The organism is Bacillus sp. SH7-1 (assembly GCF_008042405.1).
Lineage (GTDB): Bacteria > Bacillota > Bacilli > Bacillales > Bacillaceae_G > Bacillus_A > Bacillus_A thuringiensis_N.
Map to the genome: position 1 here is coordinate 128,886 of NZ_QNUD01000041.1, position 18,762 is coordinate 147,647.

Sequence of the window (18,762 nt, forward strand, 5' to 3'; positions counted from 1 at the left end):
AAGTCCTCCTATTTTCCTGACAAAATTTCTTGTTCCATCATATTTATAATACTGAATATTTCGTCTTTTTTAGTTTTTAATGCAGCCTTATTTACAATCATTCGAGCAGATATAGAACACATTTCTTCAAATACAATGAGTCCATTTTCTTGTAATGTTTTTCCGGTTTCAACAATATCAACAACGGCATCTGCCAATCCAAGAATAGGAGCGATTTCTACAGAGCCTTCTATTTTTATAATTTCTACATCCTCTCCTTTATCATGAAAATAGTTAGAAGTAATATGTGGATATTTCGTCGCAATACGTTTCTTCCGGTAGCTCTTCGGGTTATAAGTAGGAATAGAAGCAACACAAAACTTACACACGCCCACTCCCAAATCCAGCATTTCATAAATATCCTTCTCGTTTTCCATTAAAACATCTTTACCAACGACTCCAATATCAGCTACTCCATGTTCTACATAAGTAGCAACATCTACTGCTTTCACTAAAATAAACGAAATGTCTGTATTTTTACTTTGAAAGACTAGCTTTCGTCCTTTATTTTTGAGCTCTGAACAATCAATTCCAATTTGTTCAAAGAGCGGAATCACATATTTTTCTAATCTTCCTTTCGTTAACGCAATTTGAATGTTACGCATGAAGTTTCTCCTTCTTTCTGGATTACCCATTTCTCGTTCCATACATATTCCACTAACGATTCATTCTTTGCCTCAACGACCGTTACTATTTGATTTTTTCTTGCAAATTGAAAGGATTCATTTATATTTGAGAATAAAGATAGCTCTACTTTTTTCCCGTCCTTTTGAAGTAAATTTCGCAATCGTTCCGCTTCTGCTAATCTATTTAACTCATAATGAATCAGAATATCTATTCTCTTTCGTTCATATGGTTTTTGCTGCTCTTGTAGCGCCTTCACAATTTGATTGACTTGCACCGCGAGTCCAACAGCTGGCAGCATCTCTCCAAAATTTCCAATTAACTCATCATATCTTCCGCCACTAACAATTTCTTCTCCTATTTCATATATATACCCTTTGAAAATAACTCCCGTATAGTAATCTAAATGTTGAATCATACCTAAATCAATTGATATGTAAGATCCATAGCCTAGTTTTTCAATTGCTTCATATATTTCTTTCACTCTTGCAATGGCCATTTTCATTTCATTACTTGAGGCGAGTTTTTCTGCTTCCTCAATCACTTCTAAATTCCCAAATAGCCTTGGTAATTTCTCAAGTAATCTTACTGTTTCATCACATCGATCTAATTTCTTTTCTCTAATAAAATTTGATAGAGCAGCATAATTTTTACTTTCAATATATGTTCTAAGTATTCTCTCCTCTTCCTCATGAATGGAGAGCTTTTTGACAATACATTTATATAACTGCACTTGCCCAATCTCTATTGTAAAAGATTGCACTTTCAACTTTTGAAGTGATTGAATGACGCTTATGACACATTCAATTTCAGCTCTTACATTATCAATCCCGATAATTTCAATACCACTTTGCACAATTTCATTATATTTTCCAGTAAGAGACTCATTCGCTCGAAATACATTCCCGCTATACGTCAGTTTAAGTGGCGTATCACATCTCTGCGTTCCGATCACTCTCGCTAAAGGAATTGTCATATCTGGACGCAAGACGATAATCCGTCCCTTTTCATCAAAAAATTTATACATCTTTTCTTCATCTATCGGTCTATTTTGAAAAGCAAAAACATCATAAAATTCAATTGTAGGTGTCCTTATTTCCTCATAACCTCGCTCTAAAAAAGTACGCCTTAATTTTTGTTCTACTTCTTCAATTAACGTACATTCTTCGAATAAATAATCTCTCGTTCCATTTGGGTTTGCCCGTTTCCATTTTGTCATCTAAATGCTCACACCTTTCCCTTTCTAATGTATGCCTATTTCGTGCACCTAAACCGAAAATAAAAAGAGCCTCGTAGACAAAATACCTACAAGGCTCTTTAGTAGAGTGTAGGTACAACGGGAATAACCCTTGTGCCTACACGTTTTCACGCTAGGTTCAAGGGCTTTATGTATGATGATGTAGTTGTGTAAGCATTTTAATAGATTGCACGATATTCATAACACTTACTCCCTTTCTCCTCTGATTTTTACATAGTATATAATACTTAATTCTGAATGTAAATACATTTTGAACATTCCGTTATTTCTTAATATAAAGCTACTTTCCTTTCATACTCTACAATTTCTTGTTCATGTTGCATTGTAATACTAATTTCATCTAAACCATTTAATAATTTCTCTTTCCACATTTTCTCGATTGTAAAATGGAATCTGTGTGCACTCATTGTAATGACTTCATTCTCTAAATCTACTTCTATTTCTTCTCTCGCATCCGTTTTGGCAAGTTTTTCTCGCATTTCTTTATCCATTACAATTGGTAACATACCATTTTTCATACAATTCATATAAAAAATATCTGCAAACCCTCCGGCGATAATTACGCGGAAACCATAATCAGCAAGTGCCCACGGAGCATGTTCTCTTGAAGAGCCGCAACCAAAATTATCACCTGTAATTAATATACTTGCCCCTTTTCTATCTTGTGCATTAAGCGGAAAATTAGGGTTTTCATGGCGGTTATTATCATAACGCCATTCATCGAATAAATACTTTCCAAATCCGGTCCTTTCAATTCTCTTTAAGTATTGCTTCGGTATAATTTGATCAGTATCAATGTTATCATTCATCAGTACTGCGGCAGTACCTCTATGAATACGAAATGGCTCCATCATAACTCTCCTTTCTAGTATCAACAAAATGCCCATATAACGCAGCTGCTGCCGCCATTGCTGGGCTAACTAAATGTGTTCGTGCTCCTTTCCCTTGTCTTCCTTCAAAATTACGATTTGAAGTTGAAGCACAATGTTCTCCTTCAGGTACTTGATCTGGATTCATTCCAAGACACATGGAACATCCAGGTTCTCTCCATTCAAATCCAGCTTCTTCAAAGATGTGATGTAGTCCTTTTTGCATCGCAGCTTCTCTTACTCTTTTCGATCCAGGCACAACGAGTGCTCGCACACCTTCTTTTACCTTTCTCCCTTTCACAACAGATGCAGCAATTTCTAAATCAGAAAGCCTGGAATTTGTACAAGATCCAATAAAAACATGCTGAACTGGAATGTCATACGTACTTTGTCCAGGGCTTAATCCCATATAAGAAAATGCTCTTTCTTCATTTGCATCATGCTTTTCTGGTAATTTTTCATCAATACGAACACCCATACTCGGGTTTGTTCCCCACGTAACGTACGGTGCTAAATCTGTCACATCTACCACAATATGCAAATCATAAATTGCATCTGCATCTGTATAAAGTTCGGACCATTTCTTCTCAAATATTTCATAGTCTTTCGGTGCATATTTACGTCCTTTTACGTAAGCAAATGTTTTTTCATCTGGCGCGATAATACCCGCTTTTGCTCCCCCTTCAATTGCCATATTACAAAGCGTCATTCTCTCTTCCATCTCCATAACTTGAATCGTCTCTCCGTAAAATTCCATTACGTATCCAGTTCCAACTGCTACACCGTACTTTGAAAGGAGATGTAAAATAATATCTTTTGCGTAAACACCTTTCTGTAAATTCCCTTTTAACTCAATGCCCATCGCTTTCGGTTTGCGTTGCCATAACGTTTGCGTTGCCAATACATGTTCCACTTCACTCGTACCAATACCAAATGCTAACGCACCAAACGCACCGTGCGTTGCTGTATGACTATCACCACAAACAATTGTTTTTCCTGGCTGCGTGAGCCCTAATTCTGGTCCGATAACATGAACAATCCCTTGCTCTTCATCTCCGATATCCGCCAATGGCACCTGAAATTGTTTACAATTTTCCCGAAGTGTATCTAGTTGCTGCTTCGCAATGCGATCGGTAATATTCCAAACATCTTTCGTTGGAATATTATGATCCATCGTTGCGAATGTTAGATCTGGTCTGCGGACCGTTCGATTTGTAAGCCGCAAGCCTTCAAAGGCTTGCGGTGACGTTACTTCATGAACAAGATGCAGATCGATATATAATAAATCTAATCCATTTTCATTTGTCGTAACTATGTGTCTTTCCCAAAGCTTATCTAGCAACCTTTTCCCCATTATCTTCCTCTCCCTACTAGCGCTTGCTCTTCCATTTCTTGCATAACTGCCTTCGTAAAAGAAGTTGTCGTTTCAGTCCCTCCGATATCTGCTGTACATTTTCCTGATTTAAGGACTGCTGAAATTGCTTCTTCAATTGCACACCCTTCTCTCGTTAATCCGAACGATTGCCCAAGCATCATTGCAACAGAGCGCATCATTGCAATTGGATTCGCCTTATTTTTCCCAGCAATATCCGGTGCTGATCCGTGAATAGGCTCGTATAGCGAAGGGCCCTTTTCCGCGTGACTAGCTGATGGCAGCATTCCTAATGATCCAGCTAATACTGAAGCCTCGTCACTCAAAATATCCCCAAATAAATTTTCCGTTACAATTACATCAAACCGTCCGGGATTCCGAATTAATTCCATAGCTGCGGCATCCACTAAAATATGTTCTAATTCAACACCTGGATATCGAAGTGCTACCTCTTCTGTTACAGTTCTCCATAGTTTACTAGACTCTAAAACATTTGCCTTATCAATAGATGTTACTTTTTTCTTCCGCTTACTCGCTAATTGAAAAGCATAAGAAACGATACGTTCAATTTCATGACGATGATACGTAAGTGTATCTGTTGCTACTTCGTCCGTTCGTTCTTTCGGATAAGAAAAATAAATCCCACCTGTTAATTCACGAACGACAACGAAATCAATTTCATCAGCCTTTTTTAATGGCGATAAATGTGCCGTTGCGCTTTCTACCGTGACAGGGCGAACATTTGCAAATACTCCAAGTCCTTTTCTTAAAGCTAATAATCCTTTCTCTGGCCTTTCTTTCACACCATCCCACCTTGGTCCACCAACTGCTCCTAGTAAAACCGCATCACTCGCTAAACAGGCGGCAAGTGTTCGTTGTGGTAATGGTTGCCCATTTAAATCGATAGCACTCCCACCAAAGTACTCATCTTGCAAATGAAAATGATGCCCATATAGCCTCTCTACCATATGCAATACTTCCTTTGCACTCTCCATAATTTCCGGGCCGACACCATCACCAGCTAAACAAACGATACGTTTTTCCATTTTTAACACTCCTTTTAACAAAATTTTCAGAACCTTGATTTGATAGGTGAGGAAAGCTTCTCTCACCTATCAAACATTTATTTCACAAGCGCTATAAGAGATTTTAATTTCCCTGCTGCATGGACATATGCTCTTGCCGACGCTTCTAATACGTCTTGCGCAACACCAAAACCTGATACTTGATGCGTTCCTTCTTTTAATTCAACATGAACATGAGCAAGTGCATCTTGACCTTGTGTAATAGATTGTATGCGATAATCTGCCAATTCACATTCTAATCCTAAAATTCTTTGAATCGCATTGTATATCGCTTCAATACTACCAGAACCAGTGGCTGCATCTTCATATACATTTCCTTCCTCATCTTTTAGTACAACTGTCGCGCATTGTGTACTATTTGATACGAAATGTACTTGTAATTGCGTAATGTTATATTGTTGTGCTGCAAATGCTGCTTCACCAAGCATAAGCGCGCGTAGATCTTCTTCAGTAATTTCCTTTTTACGATCAGCCAATTTTTTAAATGCTTCAAATACCGCATCACGCTCTTCGTTTGTAAATTCATAGCCAAGCTCTTTCATTTTTTCCGTAAACGCGTGACGTCCAGAATGTTTCCCAAGTACAAATAGATTTTGAGATTCGCCTATTAGCGCTGGTTCAATAATTTCATATGTTGTCACTTCTTTTAAAACACCATCTTGATGAATTCCTGATTCATGAGCGAATGCATTCGCTCCAACGATCGCTTTATTTTTCGGCACAACCATACCTGTTAATCTGCTTACTAATGTACTTGTCGCTTTAATTTCTTTTAGCGTCATAGAAGGCTCTGCTTTATAAAAATCTTTTCTAATATGCAGAGCAACCGCAACTTCTTCTAACGCCGCATTCCCTGCCCTTTCTCCAATTCCATTAATTGTTCCTTCTACTTGCAATGCTCCACCTTCAACTGCAGCTAGCGAATTTGCTACAGCCATCCCAAGATCATCGTGACAATGACAAGAGAAAATTGCTTTTTCATATGAAGGAACAGATTCTTGTAAGTGCTTAAAAAGAGAATAATATTCTTCTGGATTCGTATATCCAACTGTATCCGGGATATTAATTACATTCGCTCCAGCACGAATCGCAACTTCTACTGCCTCAGCCAAAAAATCTCTTGATGTTCTTGTCGCATCTTCTGCAGAAAATTGTACTGTCGGAAATAACGACTTTCCAAGCGTAACCGAGCGATAAATACTGTCTAACACATCTTCTTTTGACATACAAAGTTTATATTTCATATGAATATCACTCGTAGCTAAAAATACGTGTAAACGAGGAGATACCGCACCTTTCACAGCTTCATATGCTCTTCGAATATCACTTTCTTTCGCTCTAGCTAAACTCATAACTGTAGCATTTTGAATTGTATTTGCGATGCGTTTTACCGATTGAAAATCCCCTTCGGAAGCTGCTGCAAAGCCAGCTTCCATGACATTAATCCCTAGTCTCTCTAATTGCCTTGCAATTTGCAATTTCTCTTGTTCATTTAAATTCACTCCTGGTGATTGTTCGCCATCACGTAGCGTCGTATCCATGAACAAAATCTGCTTCATATTATTTGACCCCTGCCTTTACTCGCGGCTGTACGAAAGGCATCATTTCACGTAATTTACGTCCAACTACTTCGATTTCATGTTCATTCTCTTTCTCATTTGTAGCATGGAAATTTGGTTTTCCTGCTTTATGCTCTGCAATCCAACCTCTCGCAAATGTACCATCTTGAATTTCGGCTAGTACTGCACCCATCGCTTTCTTCGTATCTTCCGTTACAACGCGTGGTCCTGATACGAAGTCGCCCCACTGTGCTGTATCTGAAACTGAATATCTCATATTTTCAAGTCCACCTTCATACATAAGGTCAACGATTAGTTTTAGTTCATGTAAACATTCAAAATATGCAAGTTCAGGCTGGTATCCTGCATCAACTAGCGTTTCAAATCCAGCTTTTACTAGCGCAGTTACTCCGCCGCAAAGTACAGCTTGCTCTCCAAATAAATCTGTTTCTGTTTCTTCTTTAAACGTCGTTTCTAGTACACCAGCTCTCGTCGCTCCAATTCCATCAGCATAAGAAAGTGCCTTTTCAGTCGCAACTCCTGTTGCATCTTGGTATACTGCAAATAATGCAGGAACGGCTCCGCCTTCAGCAAACGTACGGCGTACAAGATGCCCTGGACCTTTAGGCGCTACTAGAAATACATCTACATTAGCTGGTGGTTTTACTTGATCAAAGTGAACATTAAATCCGTGTGCAAAAACGAGAGAATTTCCTGCCTTTAAATTTGGTGCAATTTCCGCTTCATATACTTCTGGTTGCAGTTCATCCGGTAGCAAAATCATTACTACATCAGCTTTTCCCGCTGCTTCCGCTACTGTATATACAGAAAATCCATCTTCTTTCGCTTTATCCCAAGACTTCCCTTTTCTTAAACCTACTACAACATCAAATCCATTATCACGTAAATTTTGTGCATGTGCATGACCTTGCGAACCGTATCCGATGATTGCTACTTTCTTTTCTTTTAATACATTTACCGTTACATCTTTCTCATAATAAACTTTCGCCATTTTCATTTCCCCCTATATTTAAATGATTATTGAATTAACATAACTTGCTTATCTTGCTTTTTCATGCTACGCGTAAAGGCCGTTACACCTGTTCTTGCAATTTCTTTCAAACCGTATGGACGAAGTAATTCAATTAACGCTTCTACTTTTTCCTGCGTACCTGTTACTTGCACCACTATGGAATCCTTCCCAACATCTATTACAGCGGCTCGAAACGGTTCAATTAAACTATATAATTCTGCTCTTGCTACTGAAGTTGCTACTTTAATAAGTGCAAGTTCTCTTGCGATCATCGCTTCTTCTGTAATATCTGACACTTTCAGAACATCAATTTGCTTATGAAGTTGTTTAATTAACTGCTCCACTTGCTGTTCATTTTCAACATGTACAACAATCGTCATCCGCGATATGTCCGATGATTCCGTATGACCTACTGAAATACTTTCAATATTAAAATGTCTTCGTGTCATAACACCTGTAATTCGGTTTAACACACCACTTTGATTTCGAACTGTTGCTGTAACAATTCTCTTCACCTTTTTTCCACTCCCTCCATTTGGTGAACACCTTTCCCTGGCGCAACCATCGGCATTACCTTTTCTGATTGAAGTACACGGCAATCAATTACGACTGGCTCTTGTAATTCAATCGCATGCTGTATTTGCTTCTTTGCAAGAAGTGGATCGTCTATGCGAATTCCTTTTATGCCATACGCATTCGCAAGAGCGACGAAATCTGGTTGGCACGGTAGTAAAGAGTGCGAATATCTTTGATTATAAAATTCATCTTGCCACTGTCTTACCATTCCTAGCGCTTCATTATTTAAAATAAATACTTTAACGGGTAAAGAATGTTCTTTTAAGACACTTAATTCTTGCAGAGTCATTTGAAATCCAGCGTCACCGACAATTGCAATAACTAGTTCATCAGGCTTTGCAATTTGCGCACCAATCGCGGCTGGAAATCCGAATCCCATCGTTCCTAGTCCTCCTGAAGTTACCCATTTATCTGGAGTTTTGAGCGGATAATATTGTGCTGCCCACATTTGATGTTGCCCAACATCTGTTGTTACAACGGCCTCTCCTTTCGTAATTTCATATAACATATCAATTGCATATTGTGGCTTAATACTTTCCGAATTTCGTTTATAAGATAGTGGATACTTTTCTTTTCTACTCTTTAATAAAGAGAGCCATTCATGATGATTTTCTTTCTTCCCTTCTGATTGAAGTAATACTTCCAGCGCTCGCTTAGCACTTGCAACAATTGGAATTTCAGTCGGTACATTTTTCCCAATTTCTGCCGGATCAATATCGATATGCGCAACAGTCGCCTCTTTAGCAAAATAAGCTAAATTTCCCGTAAGACGATCATCGAACCTCGCACCTACATTAATGAGTAAGTCGCATTCGTATAACGCCATATTAGCTGTGTAAGAACCATGCATTCCTCCCATCCCTAGAAAAAGTTCATCATCTGGCGGAAAGCCACCAAGACCAAGTAATGTATGGACAACAGGAATGTCATATTTACGAGCAAAACTTGTTAATTCTTTCGATGCTTTCGCATGCAATACACCTGCTCCAGCTAAAATTAACGGCTTGTTTGCAGCCCTAATTGCTTGTAATAATTTGTTTATTTGGAGTAGATTCGGTTCATAATTAGGGTTGTATCCTGGTAAATCCATTTGTACATCACTACATCGTTCTCCTCGTTCCACTACCATATCTTTCGGAAGGTCAATAACGACCGGGCCTGGTCTTCCTGTTCTAGCAATATGAAATGCTTCTTTAATAATTCGAGGTAAATCTGAAGCCTTTCGCACTTGGTAGTTATGTTTTGTCACCGGCATCGTAAGCCCCATAATATCCGCTTCTTGAAAAGCATCACTTCCAATTAATGTTGTTGCTACTTGCCCTGTAAATACTACAAGTGGTAATGAATCAATCATCGCATCTGCTAGACCAGTAATCACATTTGTAGCACCTGGTCCACTCGTTGCAATTACAACCCCTGGATGGCCAGTAATTCTGGCATACCCTTCAGCAGCGTGAATAGCACCTTGTTCATGCCTTGTTAGAATATGCGGAATTTCACAGTCATAGAGTGCATCATAAAGAGGTAAAACAGCACCACCAGGATAACCGAAAATCACCTCTACTCCTTCCTTTTCTAGCGCTTCTAACAATAGCTGTGCACCAGTTGCCAGTTTCTCTTCCGTTTTTGAAGACATTGTTCTTATAAGCCCCCTTTTAAAAACTTTTATCAATAAAAAAAATCCTACGTCCACACTCCAGCTATGTGCTGAAGGGACGAAAGATTTCGCGGTACCACCCTTCTTCGCAAGAATACTCTTGCCTCAGTGACCCATAAATGAGTCTAGCTAATAACGGAGCTACCGTCTAAGCCTAGACAAATGCTTCAGCTTAGCACTCAAGGGCGATGTTCGTCGACGTGAACCATCGGTTTCCAGCAACCACCGACTCTCTGTGAGGCTTCACAATCAACTACTCCTCCCTATCAACGCTTTCTTATGTTATAAAGAGTTGTTATCCAACTTTATTTTCTTCGTAAATTTTCTCTCCATCTTCTATAACTAACTTTCGGAATTCTTCTAATAAACGATTCGTATGTGGACCCGTTTGCCCTAAACCAATCGTTCTACCATCTACTGTCGTAACAGCAATTACTTCAGCTGCTGTTCCTGTTAAAAATACTTCATCAGCTACATATACGTCATGTCTTGTAAATAACTCTTCTCTAACGTCATATCCAAGTTTTTCACCAATTTCTAAAATAGCGTTTCGTGTAATACCTTCTAACGCTCCAGCAGAACTTGGTGGTGTAATTAATTTATTTCCTTTTACAATAAATACATTATCTCCTGAGCCTTCAGCTACGTATCCTTGATCATTTAACATAAGCGCTTCTTGTACTCCAGCCAATTTCGCTTCGATGCGAACTAAAATATTGTTTAAGTAATTTAAAGATTTCACTTGAGGCGACAATACATCTGGACGGTTTCGGCGCGTTGCAACTGTTACAACTGGAATCCCTTTTTCATAATATTCTTGCGGGAATAAAGATAGTTGCTCTGCAATTACTACTACATTCGGTTTCTTACAAGAATCGGGATCTAACCCAAGATTTCCTGCTCCTCTCGATACAACTAGGCGAATGTATCCATTAGATAATTTATTTTGTCGAATCGTCTCAACAACAATATTCGTTACTTCATCTAAAGAATATGGAATTTCTAACATGATGGATTTTGCTGATTCATATAACCGGACAAGATGCTCTCTCAAACGGAAAACATTACCGCTATAGACTCTAATTCCTTCAAATACTCCATCTCCATATAAATAACCATGATCATATACTGATACTTTTGCCTCGTCTTTTGGAACAAATTCTCCATTTAAGAAAATCCATTGCTCGTTCACTGGAAAGCGCCTCCTATGTTCTATGAATTTTTTATTGTTTCCTAGTTTACTCTCCTTTCTAAATAAATCAAGTGAATTTTTAGAAAATTTATAATTTTTATTCGTACGTACATCTTTAATTATATTGATTTAACAACATTGTTAACGTTTACAAAAAGTCAAAAAATTTTTTTCGCCAATTTCCACTAAAAAAAATATTTGTTTAAAAGAAGGATTTTCGTCAATTGATACGAATCTATTGTATTCAATAAACGGACGTCCGTTTTTATAAATTCGGGAATATACAACGACTTTTGCTGAAAAAGGAGGAAAATAATAAAAATAACGCTGTCTAAAAATAACATTCATATTTTTCATTTCGGAATCATAATCCTATTTTTAAAAAACAATTTGTCAAAATGAAGGAGGAAATCAATATGGCGTGTGTACAAATTAAAGGAACGAGACAAGAGGTAGTAGAAATGCTTCAACTATTTGATCTAATGGATACGAAAGGTTTTTGTAAATTCGATAATTATGTAGAGGTAGAACCAAATAATAAAGAACATAACAATTTTATTGCTTCAATCGACATCCATTCAAATACTTCTTCCGCCCAAGATACTTTAAACGATCAATTCGTAAGCCAAATGCTTACTGGTGTATATAACGACTAAATAAAGTGAAACTTTAATCAGTGGGGGTTTTCTCCATCCCCCACTGATTATTAGCCCTCACCAATCGGACTTTTATGGGCAGTTGATCCCCCACCTAACTTCTTTGCTTTCGCTGAATTTTGAGGTGGGGGTCTTACTGCCCATTAAAGCGGGATAAAGTGAAACTTTAATCAGACTACCCATAAATAACAGATAAATATATGCTTCCTACCGTCTTTTCATAAATATATGCGATGTACTTGAGCATACTAGCAACTAGATGGTAGGAGGTGAGAATTATGGCTAGAATCGGTGTTGAAAACTCGTTAACAGATGTTCAGCAAGCTCTCCAGCAACAGGGACATGAAGTTGTTACCCTTAATTCAGAACAAGATGCACAAGGGTGCGATTGTTGTGTTGTAACTGGGCAAGATTCCAATATGATGGGGATTGCAGATGCATCAATTAAAGGTTCGGTAATTACAGCTCATGGTTTAACAACGGATGAAATTTGTCAGCAAGTTGAGAGCCGCACTTAAATTTATTATAAAAATAGAAAGAGGACTCCTTTTGAAAAGAAGTCCTCTTTTTTATATTCACCTAACGGGAAAGTAACATATACTGGATGAAAGCCCTACCTCTCTCTCATCATTACGGTTCCACTGACCGCTCCTTGATTCACTAGTATACCTATAAAGCCTATAATTATAATTTATAGGGTTTGTTCACAAAAGTTGTTGGTAAAACTACCCGATCTTTCGCAAACTTTTCGTATTATATTTATAAGATTTATTTACTTTACACTAGCTGTAACCGAGACACGAATTAAAATTTTAACATCAATACAATAAATTGTCAACACTTTTTACAAATTAAAAACAGACAGTAACGGTTTGTCTGTTTTAGAATGGAGCTTTTTCTTTTATTACATATACAACAAAGCCGCTTACTAACATACATAAGCCAACTACTAAGTTTTTGATATTAATCATAAGTTCCTCTCCCTTATTCCACACATCATATATATTTACAGTTCAATTATTCCGATCATCATAAAGCGCACTTTTTCTAATATATCATAATTCCTAAAAAATGCAAGTTCACTTTTGACGGTTATTTACAAATTTATCTACAGTGCTTGGTACAGTATTTAAAGCCTTCTCAATTAAATGCGTACTACTATTGAGGTGCAATACTTGCACACCGTTAGAACCAACTACTAAAAAAGCAACTGGGCTAATAGAAACCCCAGCCCCGCTTCCGCCTCCAAACGGATGAGCTTGCTTGTTCTCTTTATGCTGTCCTTGTCCGTTATTATGTTTTTCGGAAATAAAATCACCTTTAAAGTCACTTCCACCGGCACCAAAACCAAAAGCCACTTGAGATACTGTTAATACTACATTTCCATCAGCTGTTGAAACTGGACTTCCAACAATCGTATTTACATCTACCATCTCTTTTAAATTTGTCATTGCTGTTTTCATTAAATTTTCAATTGGATGTTCCATTATGTATTGCACCCTTTCCTCATTATTCCTTTTTATACTTTCCAAAATAGAGGAAGTCATACTAACTTTTCCTATTTCAAAAAAACAATTTTCTCCTACTAGATGGATATTACTCCCTGTACATACTCGGATAAAGTGAAACTTTAATCAGTGGGGGGTTTCTTCATCCCCACTGATTATTAGCCCTCACCAATCGGACTTTTATGGGCAGTTGATCCCCACCTAACTTCTTTGCTTTCGCTGAATTTTGAGGTGGGGGTCTTACTGCCCATTAAAGCGGGATAAAAAAGAAAAAGAGATACATACTACTATTGAACCTTGTTATGAAAGGAGTCATGACTTTGACTGAGAAATTTGATGAGTATAAAAAAAGAGATAGAATAGATAGTGACTATAAAGAAGAATATGCAGCTGAGGTTGCACCACAGCACATTGATTATGATTACGATGAGAAAGATAATAAGGATGATGTAAGATCGTCCGCTGCTGGGTCAACGGCTGGCTTTATCGCTCTTGCCTTATCTATCTTATCACTATTTACCTTCCCAACATTATTTGGTCTTGTTTCTGTATTACTAGGGATTTACGCTTATAATCGCGGAGCTACTGTAACTGGTGGTATCGCTGCGATTGTCGGCGGAATTGCAGCACTCATTGCAATTTTATTCCGAGTAGCGCTTATCGGTTTATTGTTCTCCCTTTTTTAAAAAGAAAAAGGTATCTCGCTTATGCGAGATACCTTATCCTGTAAATACATCTTCTGATGGATATTTAATTTTTTGTTTTGCTGGTCGTGCTAAAGAAAAGACAAGTGTTAACGGTCCGATTAATCCACAAAACATAACAAACATAATAATACATTTTCCAAACGCTGATAACTTGGCAGTAATCCCCATTGTTAATCCTACTGTACCAAACGCTGAGATTGTTTCAAATAGTAGCTGAATAAAACTGAAGTTTTCTGTAAGCATTAATACAAATACTGCTGCAAAAATGAGGATTTGACTGGCAACAGCAATCGCTAAAGCTCTCGTTACTGTCGACATTTTAATTGTGCGCTGAAATAAAACGATTCCCTCTTTCTTTCTAAAGAAAGAAAGGACAGATGTAACTAAAATAACAAACGTTGTTAATTTAATCCCCCCACCCGTTGATACACTTCCTGCACCAATAAACATTAAAACCATCGTAAATAATATAGATGACTCTTCCATACCCCCGTAGTCAACTGTATTAAATCCGGCAGTACGTGGAGTAATACCTTGGAAGAAAGAAGCCCATAATTTTTCATTTAAAGGTAAGTTCCCTAATGTCTTCACATTATTATATTCCAATACAAAAATCACAATCATCGCTATAACATTTAGCGCTACTGTTCCGACAATCATTATTTTTGAATGAAGTGATAATTTTCGAAAACTACGACTATACCATATATCAATTAATACAGTAAAACCGAGACCACCTATTACAATTAAAGAGCAAATCCCAATATTAATGATAGGATCTCCTACATATCTTGTTAAATTATCCGGCCATAGAGCAAATCCAGCATTATTATAAGATGCAATAACGTGAAAAATACTATAGTATACACCTTTTCCAAAGCCAAACTCTGGAATAAAGCGAAACGATAAAAAGATAACTCCAATAAGCTCAATACAAATAGAAAATATAAAGACACGCTTTACTAATTTTACGAGACCACCTATATTTGTTTGATTAAATGCCTCTCCAATTAATAATCGGTGGCGTAAACCAATCTTTTTACCTAATACCCAAACAATTAAGATGGCAATCGTCATAAGACCTAGACCACCTGTTTGAATTAAAAACATAATAACAATTTCGCCAAACATCGTAAACGTACTTGCAGTATCTACTACTCCCAATCCCGTTACAGTTGCTGCTGACGTTGCCGTAAAGAAAGCATCTACCCAACTAATATGTACTTTCGTTGCGAATGGTAACTTTAATAACAAACCGCCAACCACAATTAAGCAGAAAAAACCTAGAGCTAATATTTGTGGTGGATTTAATCGTATAAAACGATTATACAGCCCTTGTCTTTTTGTTACTTTCATATTCACTAACTCCCTTTTCCCTCATAACTAAAGGCTTATAAGAGCCCTTACATAGCGGGATAAACCTTATATTCTTATAATATAGTTGAGCATAATCCTTTTTTTCAAAGATTTCAACTTTTATTTATACTCGAACTTTACTTCATTTTATGACAAGACACTTTCTATTATATTTCTTCTTATTCTACAAATCTCGCAACAATCATTTTATATGTATCATTTCTCAAATCCTCATATCTTTCACTCTATGTTCACATCAGGGTCACATCTACCTTTTATAGTATATGTATCGGAGCTGTTCCTCCCTAATTTATAAGACATTCCCCAGTGTCTTTGAACAGCTTTCCATCCCTAATTAAATTGACATAAATTGTCCCCTTCCTTTGACCATCTTTTATATGATGGTCTTATTTTTGTTTACTTTATCTACTATTAAAAACTCCCTCTCTCTTTCACTCCATGTTCACACCTAAGTCACATCTATCTTTTATAGTATATGTATCGAAGCTGTTCCTCCCTAATTTATAAGACATTCCCCAGTGTCTTTGAACAGCTTTCCATCCCTAATTAAATTGACATAAATTGTCCCCTTCCTTTGACCATCTTTTATATGATGGTCTTATTTTTGTTTACTTTATCCACTATTAAAAACTCCCTCTCTCTTTCACTCTATGTTCACATCATGGTCACATCTATCTTTTATAGTATATGTATCGAAGTTGTTCCTCCCTAATTTATAAGACATTCCCCAGTGTCTTGAACAACTTCCATCCCTAATTAAATTGACATAAATTGTCCCCTTCCTTGACCATCTCATATGTGATGGTCTTATTTTTTTGTCTTTCTATCTTTTATCAAAAACTCCCTCCCTCTTTCACTCTATGTTCACACCCCGGTCACACTTACCTTTTATAGTATATGTATCGAAGCTATTCCTCCCTAATCTATAAGACATTCCCCAGTGTCTTTGAGTAGCTTCCATCCCTAATTAAATTGACATAAATTGTCCCCTTCCCTAGGCCATCCAATGTGATGGCCTATTTTGTTTTTCAAATACAAAATGTAATCCTCCCTACATTAAAATGAAATTTTATGCAAAATATTCAGAAAATATTGTCAAAATAGGGATTTTTTCGGTACAATTAATGTAGAAAGCTATTTTACAAAAAATAAGGGGGGATTTTATTGAAACAAACAAAAGCAATCTTAATTGCATTATTTCTCGGTCTAGTTGTCGGACTCACTCTAAATTTAGCTGCACCATCCATTTTTGATCCATTAAATCAATATGTGTTCAATCCACTTGGTCAATTGTTTATTCGACTCATTAAAATGCTAGTTGTTCCTGTTGTATTTATTTCTATCGTACTGGGGGCTGCTGGTCTTGGGGATCCGAAGCAACTTGGAAGAATCGGTTTAAAATCAATTTCATTCTTCCTCGTAACAACAGCTGTTGCCATCTCTATCGCTGTTACATTTGCACTTATTATAAAACCAGGATCTGGCGGTAACTTTAAAACCGAAGGGCTTAAATATGAAGGTGCAAAAACAGAAACATCTTTCGTCGATACATTGCTAAATATTGTGCCAGATAATCCAGCACAAGCTATGGCCGATGGAAACATGTTACAAATTATTGCCTTTGCCGCACTGATTGGACTCGGTTTAGCTGTTTTAGGAAAACGAGCTCAAGGTATCCATTCATTACTTGAACAGGGCAACGAATTAATGATGTACCTTGTTAATCTCGTTATGAAATTAGCTCCAATCGGAACATTCGGGTTGCTTGCTTCATCCGTTGGTAAAATGGGTCTTGCAGGCGTCGCTGCGATGTTCAAGTATATGATTGTTGTTATGCTAGTACTTATTATTCACGGTGTCTTCGTATATGGCGGATTATTAAAGGTATTAGCAAAAGAAAGTATTGTCCGCTTCTTTAAACACTTCGGGCCGGTAATGGCAATTGGATTTAGTACATCAAGCTCTAATGCATCTCTTCCGTTTGCAATGAAAACCGCACAAGAAAAACTTGGCGTTCCAAAAGCTATAAGTTCTTTTGTACAACCACTAGGTGCAACGATTAATATGGATGGTACTGCCATTATGCAAGGGGTAGCAACTGTGTTTATCGCTCAAGTATACGGAGTTGAACTTACGATGTCCCAATTAGCTGTTGTCGTATTAACTGCTGTACTAGCTAGTATCGGTACTGCCGGTGTACCAGGTGTTGGACTTGTAATGCTTACGATGGTTTTAAATCAAGTAAATCTACCAGTAGAAGGTATTGCCTTAATTATCGGTATTGACCGTATTCTAGATATGTCACGAACAGCTGTAAATATTTCGGGTGATGCAATTTGCGCAATGATTGTCGCAAAATCAGAAGAAAAATATAATACGGATCAATCTGCAGCATCTTAAACCAAAAAAGGAGTGAATTATTTCACTCCTTTTTTGATTTACTCCCTTTTTTCGAACGATATTCTTTTCCTTTATTATCATTACCAGTCTCAAATTCTGCACTAAACTCTTGCTGAAATTGCCCTGATCTCGGTGAGCCTTGATTTCCGCTCCCTTTACTACCATTTCGATTTGTCATATTTTTGCCCCCTTTCCTTTACTAGTAGTATGTTACATATTTTCTTTTTTATAATCTTTTACATATGAAAGAAGACCTTCCTCATATAAGGAAGGTCTTCTCCATCGCTACGTAAGCGTTTTCTTTCTTGTAATAACTTAAATAAGTTTTTTAGAAATAGATATCATTATATTCATTTCTTCTTCTGAAAGCGTAGAAAATCTTTCTTGTAAATATTGTTTTTTCGCACCTTCCATTTTCGCAACTAAATCTTTTCCTTGTTCTGTAATCTCCAAATATACAACTCGACGATCTGACGTAGAACGTGAACGAGTTACAAAACCTTTATTAATTAATTTTTCTGTAACAGCTGTAATATGACTATTCGACACATTTAACTCATTCGCTACACGTGATACCATTTCTTTATTCGTACGATTCAATATTCTAAGGACGATGAACTCATTCCACGGTATGTAACCACCAAATATTTTTCCGATATCATTACGCAACGTGCGGAACATAGCAAAAACATTTGTCGATAGTTCTTCCATTAATTGCTCTCGATTTTGAGACAACTTTGACAGCCCCTTTTATTTCATTTAGTTAAATAAAAACCTTATTAATAATTTTACATGAAATCTTACTTTTTGTCACCTTATTTTCCCGTAATTCGTAGTTTTTTAATATATA

General features: G+C 37.0%; 20 protein-coding genes and 1 other annotated feature. Of the genes, 4 read left to right on the forward strand and 16 right to left on the reverse strand.

The window, feature by feature from the left end:
* Positions 1-8: 8 nt before the first annotated feature.
* The 11 genes from hisG to DN390_RS31705 all read right to left on the reverse strand — a co-directional run bounded on the left by hisG (position 9) and on the right by DN390_RS31705 (position 11,621).
* Complete coding sequence (gene hisG, locus DN390_RS25920) at positions 9-644, reverse strand: ATP phosphoribosyltransferase (protein WP_060630102.1); 636 nt, start codon at positions 642-644, stop codon at positions 9-11.
* Positions 620-1,882 carry an ATP phosphoribosyltransferase regulatory subunit gene (gene hisZ, locus DN390_RS25925; RefSeq protein ID WP_147808841.1) on the reverse strand — a complete coding sequence of 421 codons (1,263 nt, stop codon included), beginning with the start codon at positions 1,880-1,882 and terminating at the stop codon, positions 620-622. The genes hisG and hisZ overlap by 25 nt, the downstream gene beginning before the upstream one ends.
* A 308-nt stretch (positions 1,883-2,190) precedes the next feature.
* Positions 2,191-2,772 carry a 3-isopropylmalate dehydratase small subunit gene (gene leuD / locus DN390_RS25930; protein WP_060630100.1) on the reverse strand — a complete coding sequence of 194 codons (582 nt, stop codon included), beginning with the start codon at positions 2,770-2,772 and terminating at the stop codon, positions 2,191-2,193.
* Positions 2,750-4,144, reverse strand: a complete 1,395-nt coding sequence (leuC, locus tag DN390_RS25935; protein WP_060630099.1) for a 3-isopropylmalate dehydratase large subunit — start codon at positions 4,142-4,144, stop codon at positions 2,750-2,752. The genes leuD and leuC overlap by 23 nt, the downstream gene beginning before the upstream one ends.
* A complete protein-coding gene (gene leuB, locus DN390_RS25940; RefSeq protein WP_060630098.1) occupies positions 4,144-5,208 on the reverse strand; it encodes a 3-isopropylmalate dehydrogenase in 1,065 nt (354 codons plus the stop codon). Before leuB ends, leuC begins: the two co-directional genes overlap by 1 nt.
* A gap of 77 nt (positions 5,209-5,285) precedes the next feature.
* Positions 5,286-6,806: a 2-isopropylmalate synthase gene (leuA, locus tag DN390_RS25945; protein WP_147808842.1), complete on the reverse strand. Its 1,521-nt coding sequence runs from the start codon at positions 6,804-6,806 to the stop codon at positions 5,286-5,288.
* A 1-nt stretch (position 6,807) separates the two neighbouring features.
* On the reverse strand, positions 6,808-7,818 hold the full coding sequence (ilvC, locus tag DN390_RS25950) for a ketol-acid reductoisomerase (protein ID WP_060630096.1): 1,011 nt from the start codon (positions 7,816-7,818) through the stop codon (positions 6,808-6,810).
* A 26-nt stretch (positions 7,819-7,844) separates the two neighbouring features.
* Positions 7,845-8,354 (reverse strand): acetolactate synthase small subunit, encoded by a 510-nt coding sequence (ilvN, locus tag DN390_RS25955; protein ID WP_000822948.1) that lies wholly within the window; start codon positions 8,352-8,354, stop codon positions 7,845-7,847.
* On the reverse strand, positions 8,351-10,051 hold the full coding sequence (gene ilvB, locus DN390_RS25960; protein WP_147808843.1) for an acetolactate synthase large subunit: 1,701 nt from the start codon (positions 10,049-10,051) through the stop codon (positions 8,351-8,353). Before ilvB ends, ilvN begins: the two co-directional genes overlap by 4 nt.
* Before the next feature lie 72 nt (positions 10,052-10,123).
* Positions 10,124-10,351, reverse strand: a binding site (T-box leader).
* 16 nt (positions 10,352-10,367) lie between these two features.
* The gene (ilvE, locus tag DN390_RS25965) at positions 10,368-11,264 is read right to left on the reverse strand and encodes a branched-chain-amino-acid transaminase (RefSeq protein ID WP_001005497.1); all 897 of its coding nucleotides are present in this window, start codon (positions 11,262-11,264) and stop codon (positions 10,368-10,370) included.
* A 141-nt stretch (positions 11,265-11,405) separates the two neighbouring features.
* Complete coding sequence (locus DN390_RS31705; protein WP_060630094.1) at positions 11,406-11,621, reverse strand: hypothetical protein; 216 nt, start codon at positions 11,619-11,621, stop codon at positions 11,406-11,408.
* 59 nt (positions 11,622-11,680) lie between these two features.
* Here DN390_RS31705 and DN390_RS25975 point away from each other — a divergent pair, with 59 nt between their 5' ends.
* Positions 11,681-11,920, forward strand: coding sequence for a DUF3911 family protein (locus DN390_RS25975; protein ID WP_000752504.1), 240 nt, complete (start codon positions 11,681-11,683; stop codon positions 11,918-11,920).
* Positions 11,921-12,198: 278 nt separating this feature from the next.
* Complete coding sequence (locus DN390_RS25980; RefSeq protein WP_000101018.1) at positions 12,199-12,438, forward strand: YkuS family protein; 240 nt, start codon at positions 12,199-12,201, stop codon at positions 12,436-12,438.
* Between the two features lie 363 nt (positions 12,439-12,801).
* On the opposite strand, the gene DN390_RS25985 is transcribed toward DN390_RS25980, so the two are convergent.
* Together DN390_RS25985 and ytfJ are read right to left on the reverse strand one after the other, a co-directional pair.
* Positions 12,802-12,891 carry a hypothetical protein gene (locus tag DN390_RS25985; protein WP_000608225.1) on the reverse strand — a complete coding sequence of 30 codons (90 nt, stop codon included), beginning with the start codon at positions 12,889-12,891 and terminating at the stop codon, positions 12,802-12,804.
* 108 nt (positions 12,892-12,999) lie between these two features.
* Entirely contained in the window at positions 13,000-13,467 is a 468-nt protein-coding gene (ytfJ, locus tag DN390_RS25990; protein ID WP_147808844.1) for a GerW family sporulation protein, read from the reverse strand.
* Between the two features lie 263 nt (positions 13,468-13,730).
* Between ytfJ and DN390_RS25995 the strand changes: the two genes are divergently transcribed.
* Positions 13,731-14,114, forward strand: coding sequence for a hypothetical protein (locus DN390_RS25995; protein WP_060633101.1), 384 nt, complete (start codon positions 13,731-13,733; stop codon positions 14,112-14,114).
* A gap of 33 nt (positions 14,115-14,147) precedes the next feature.
* Here the strand turns inward: DN390_RS25995 and DN390_RS26000 are convergent, their stop codons facing one another.
* Positions 14,148-15,491, reverse strand: a complete 1,344-nt coding sequence (locus DN390_RS26000) for a TrkH family potassium uptake protein (protein WP_147808845.1) — start codon at positions 15,489-15,491, stop codon at positions 14,148-14,150.
* Between the two features lie 1,185 nt (positions 15,492-16,676).
* Between DN390_RS26000 and DN390_RS26005 the strand changes: the two genes are divergently transcribed.
* A complete protein-coding gene (locus DN390_RS26005; RefSeq protein ID WP_147808846.1) occupies positions 16,677-17,912 on the forward strand; it encodes a dicarboxylate/amino acid:cation symporter in 1,236 nt (411 codons plus the stop codon).
* Between the two features lie 22 nt (positions 17,913-17,934).
* Here DN390_RS26005 and DN390_RS26010 read toward each other — a convergent pair whose 3' ends face one another.
* Together DN390_RS26010 and DN390_RS26015 are read right to left on the reverse strand one after the other, a co-directional pair.
* A complete protein-coding gene (locus DN390_RS26010; RefSeq protein WP_000184934.1) occupies positions 17,935-18,090 on the reverse strand; it encodes a hypothetical protein in 156 nt (51 codons plus the stop codon).
* A 137-nt stretch (positions 18,091-18,227) separates the two neighbouring features.
* Complete coding sequence (locus DN390_RS26015; RefSeq protein WP_000081439.1) at positions 18,228-18,647, reverse strand: MarR family winged helix-turn-helix transcriptional regulator; 420 nt, start codon at positions 18,645-18,647, stop codon at positions 18,228-18,230.
* Between the last annotated feature and the right edge of the window lie 115 nt (positions 18,648-18,762).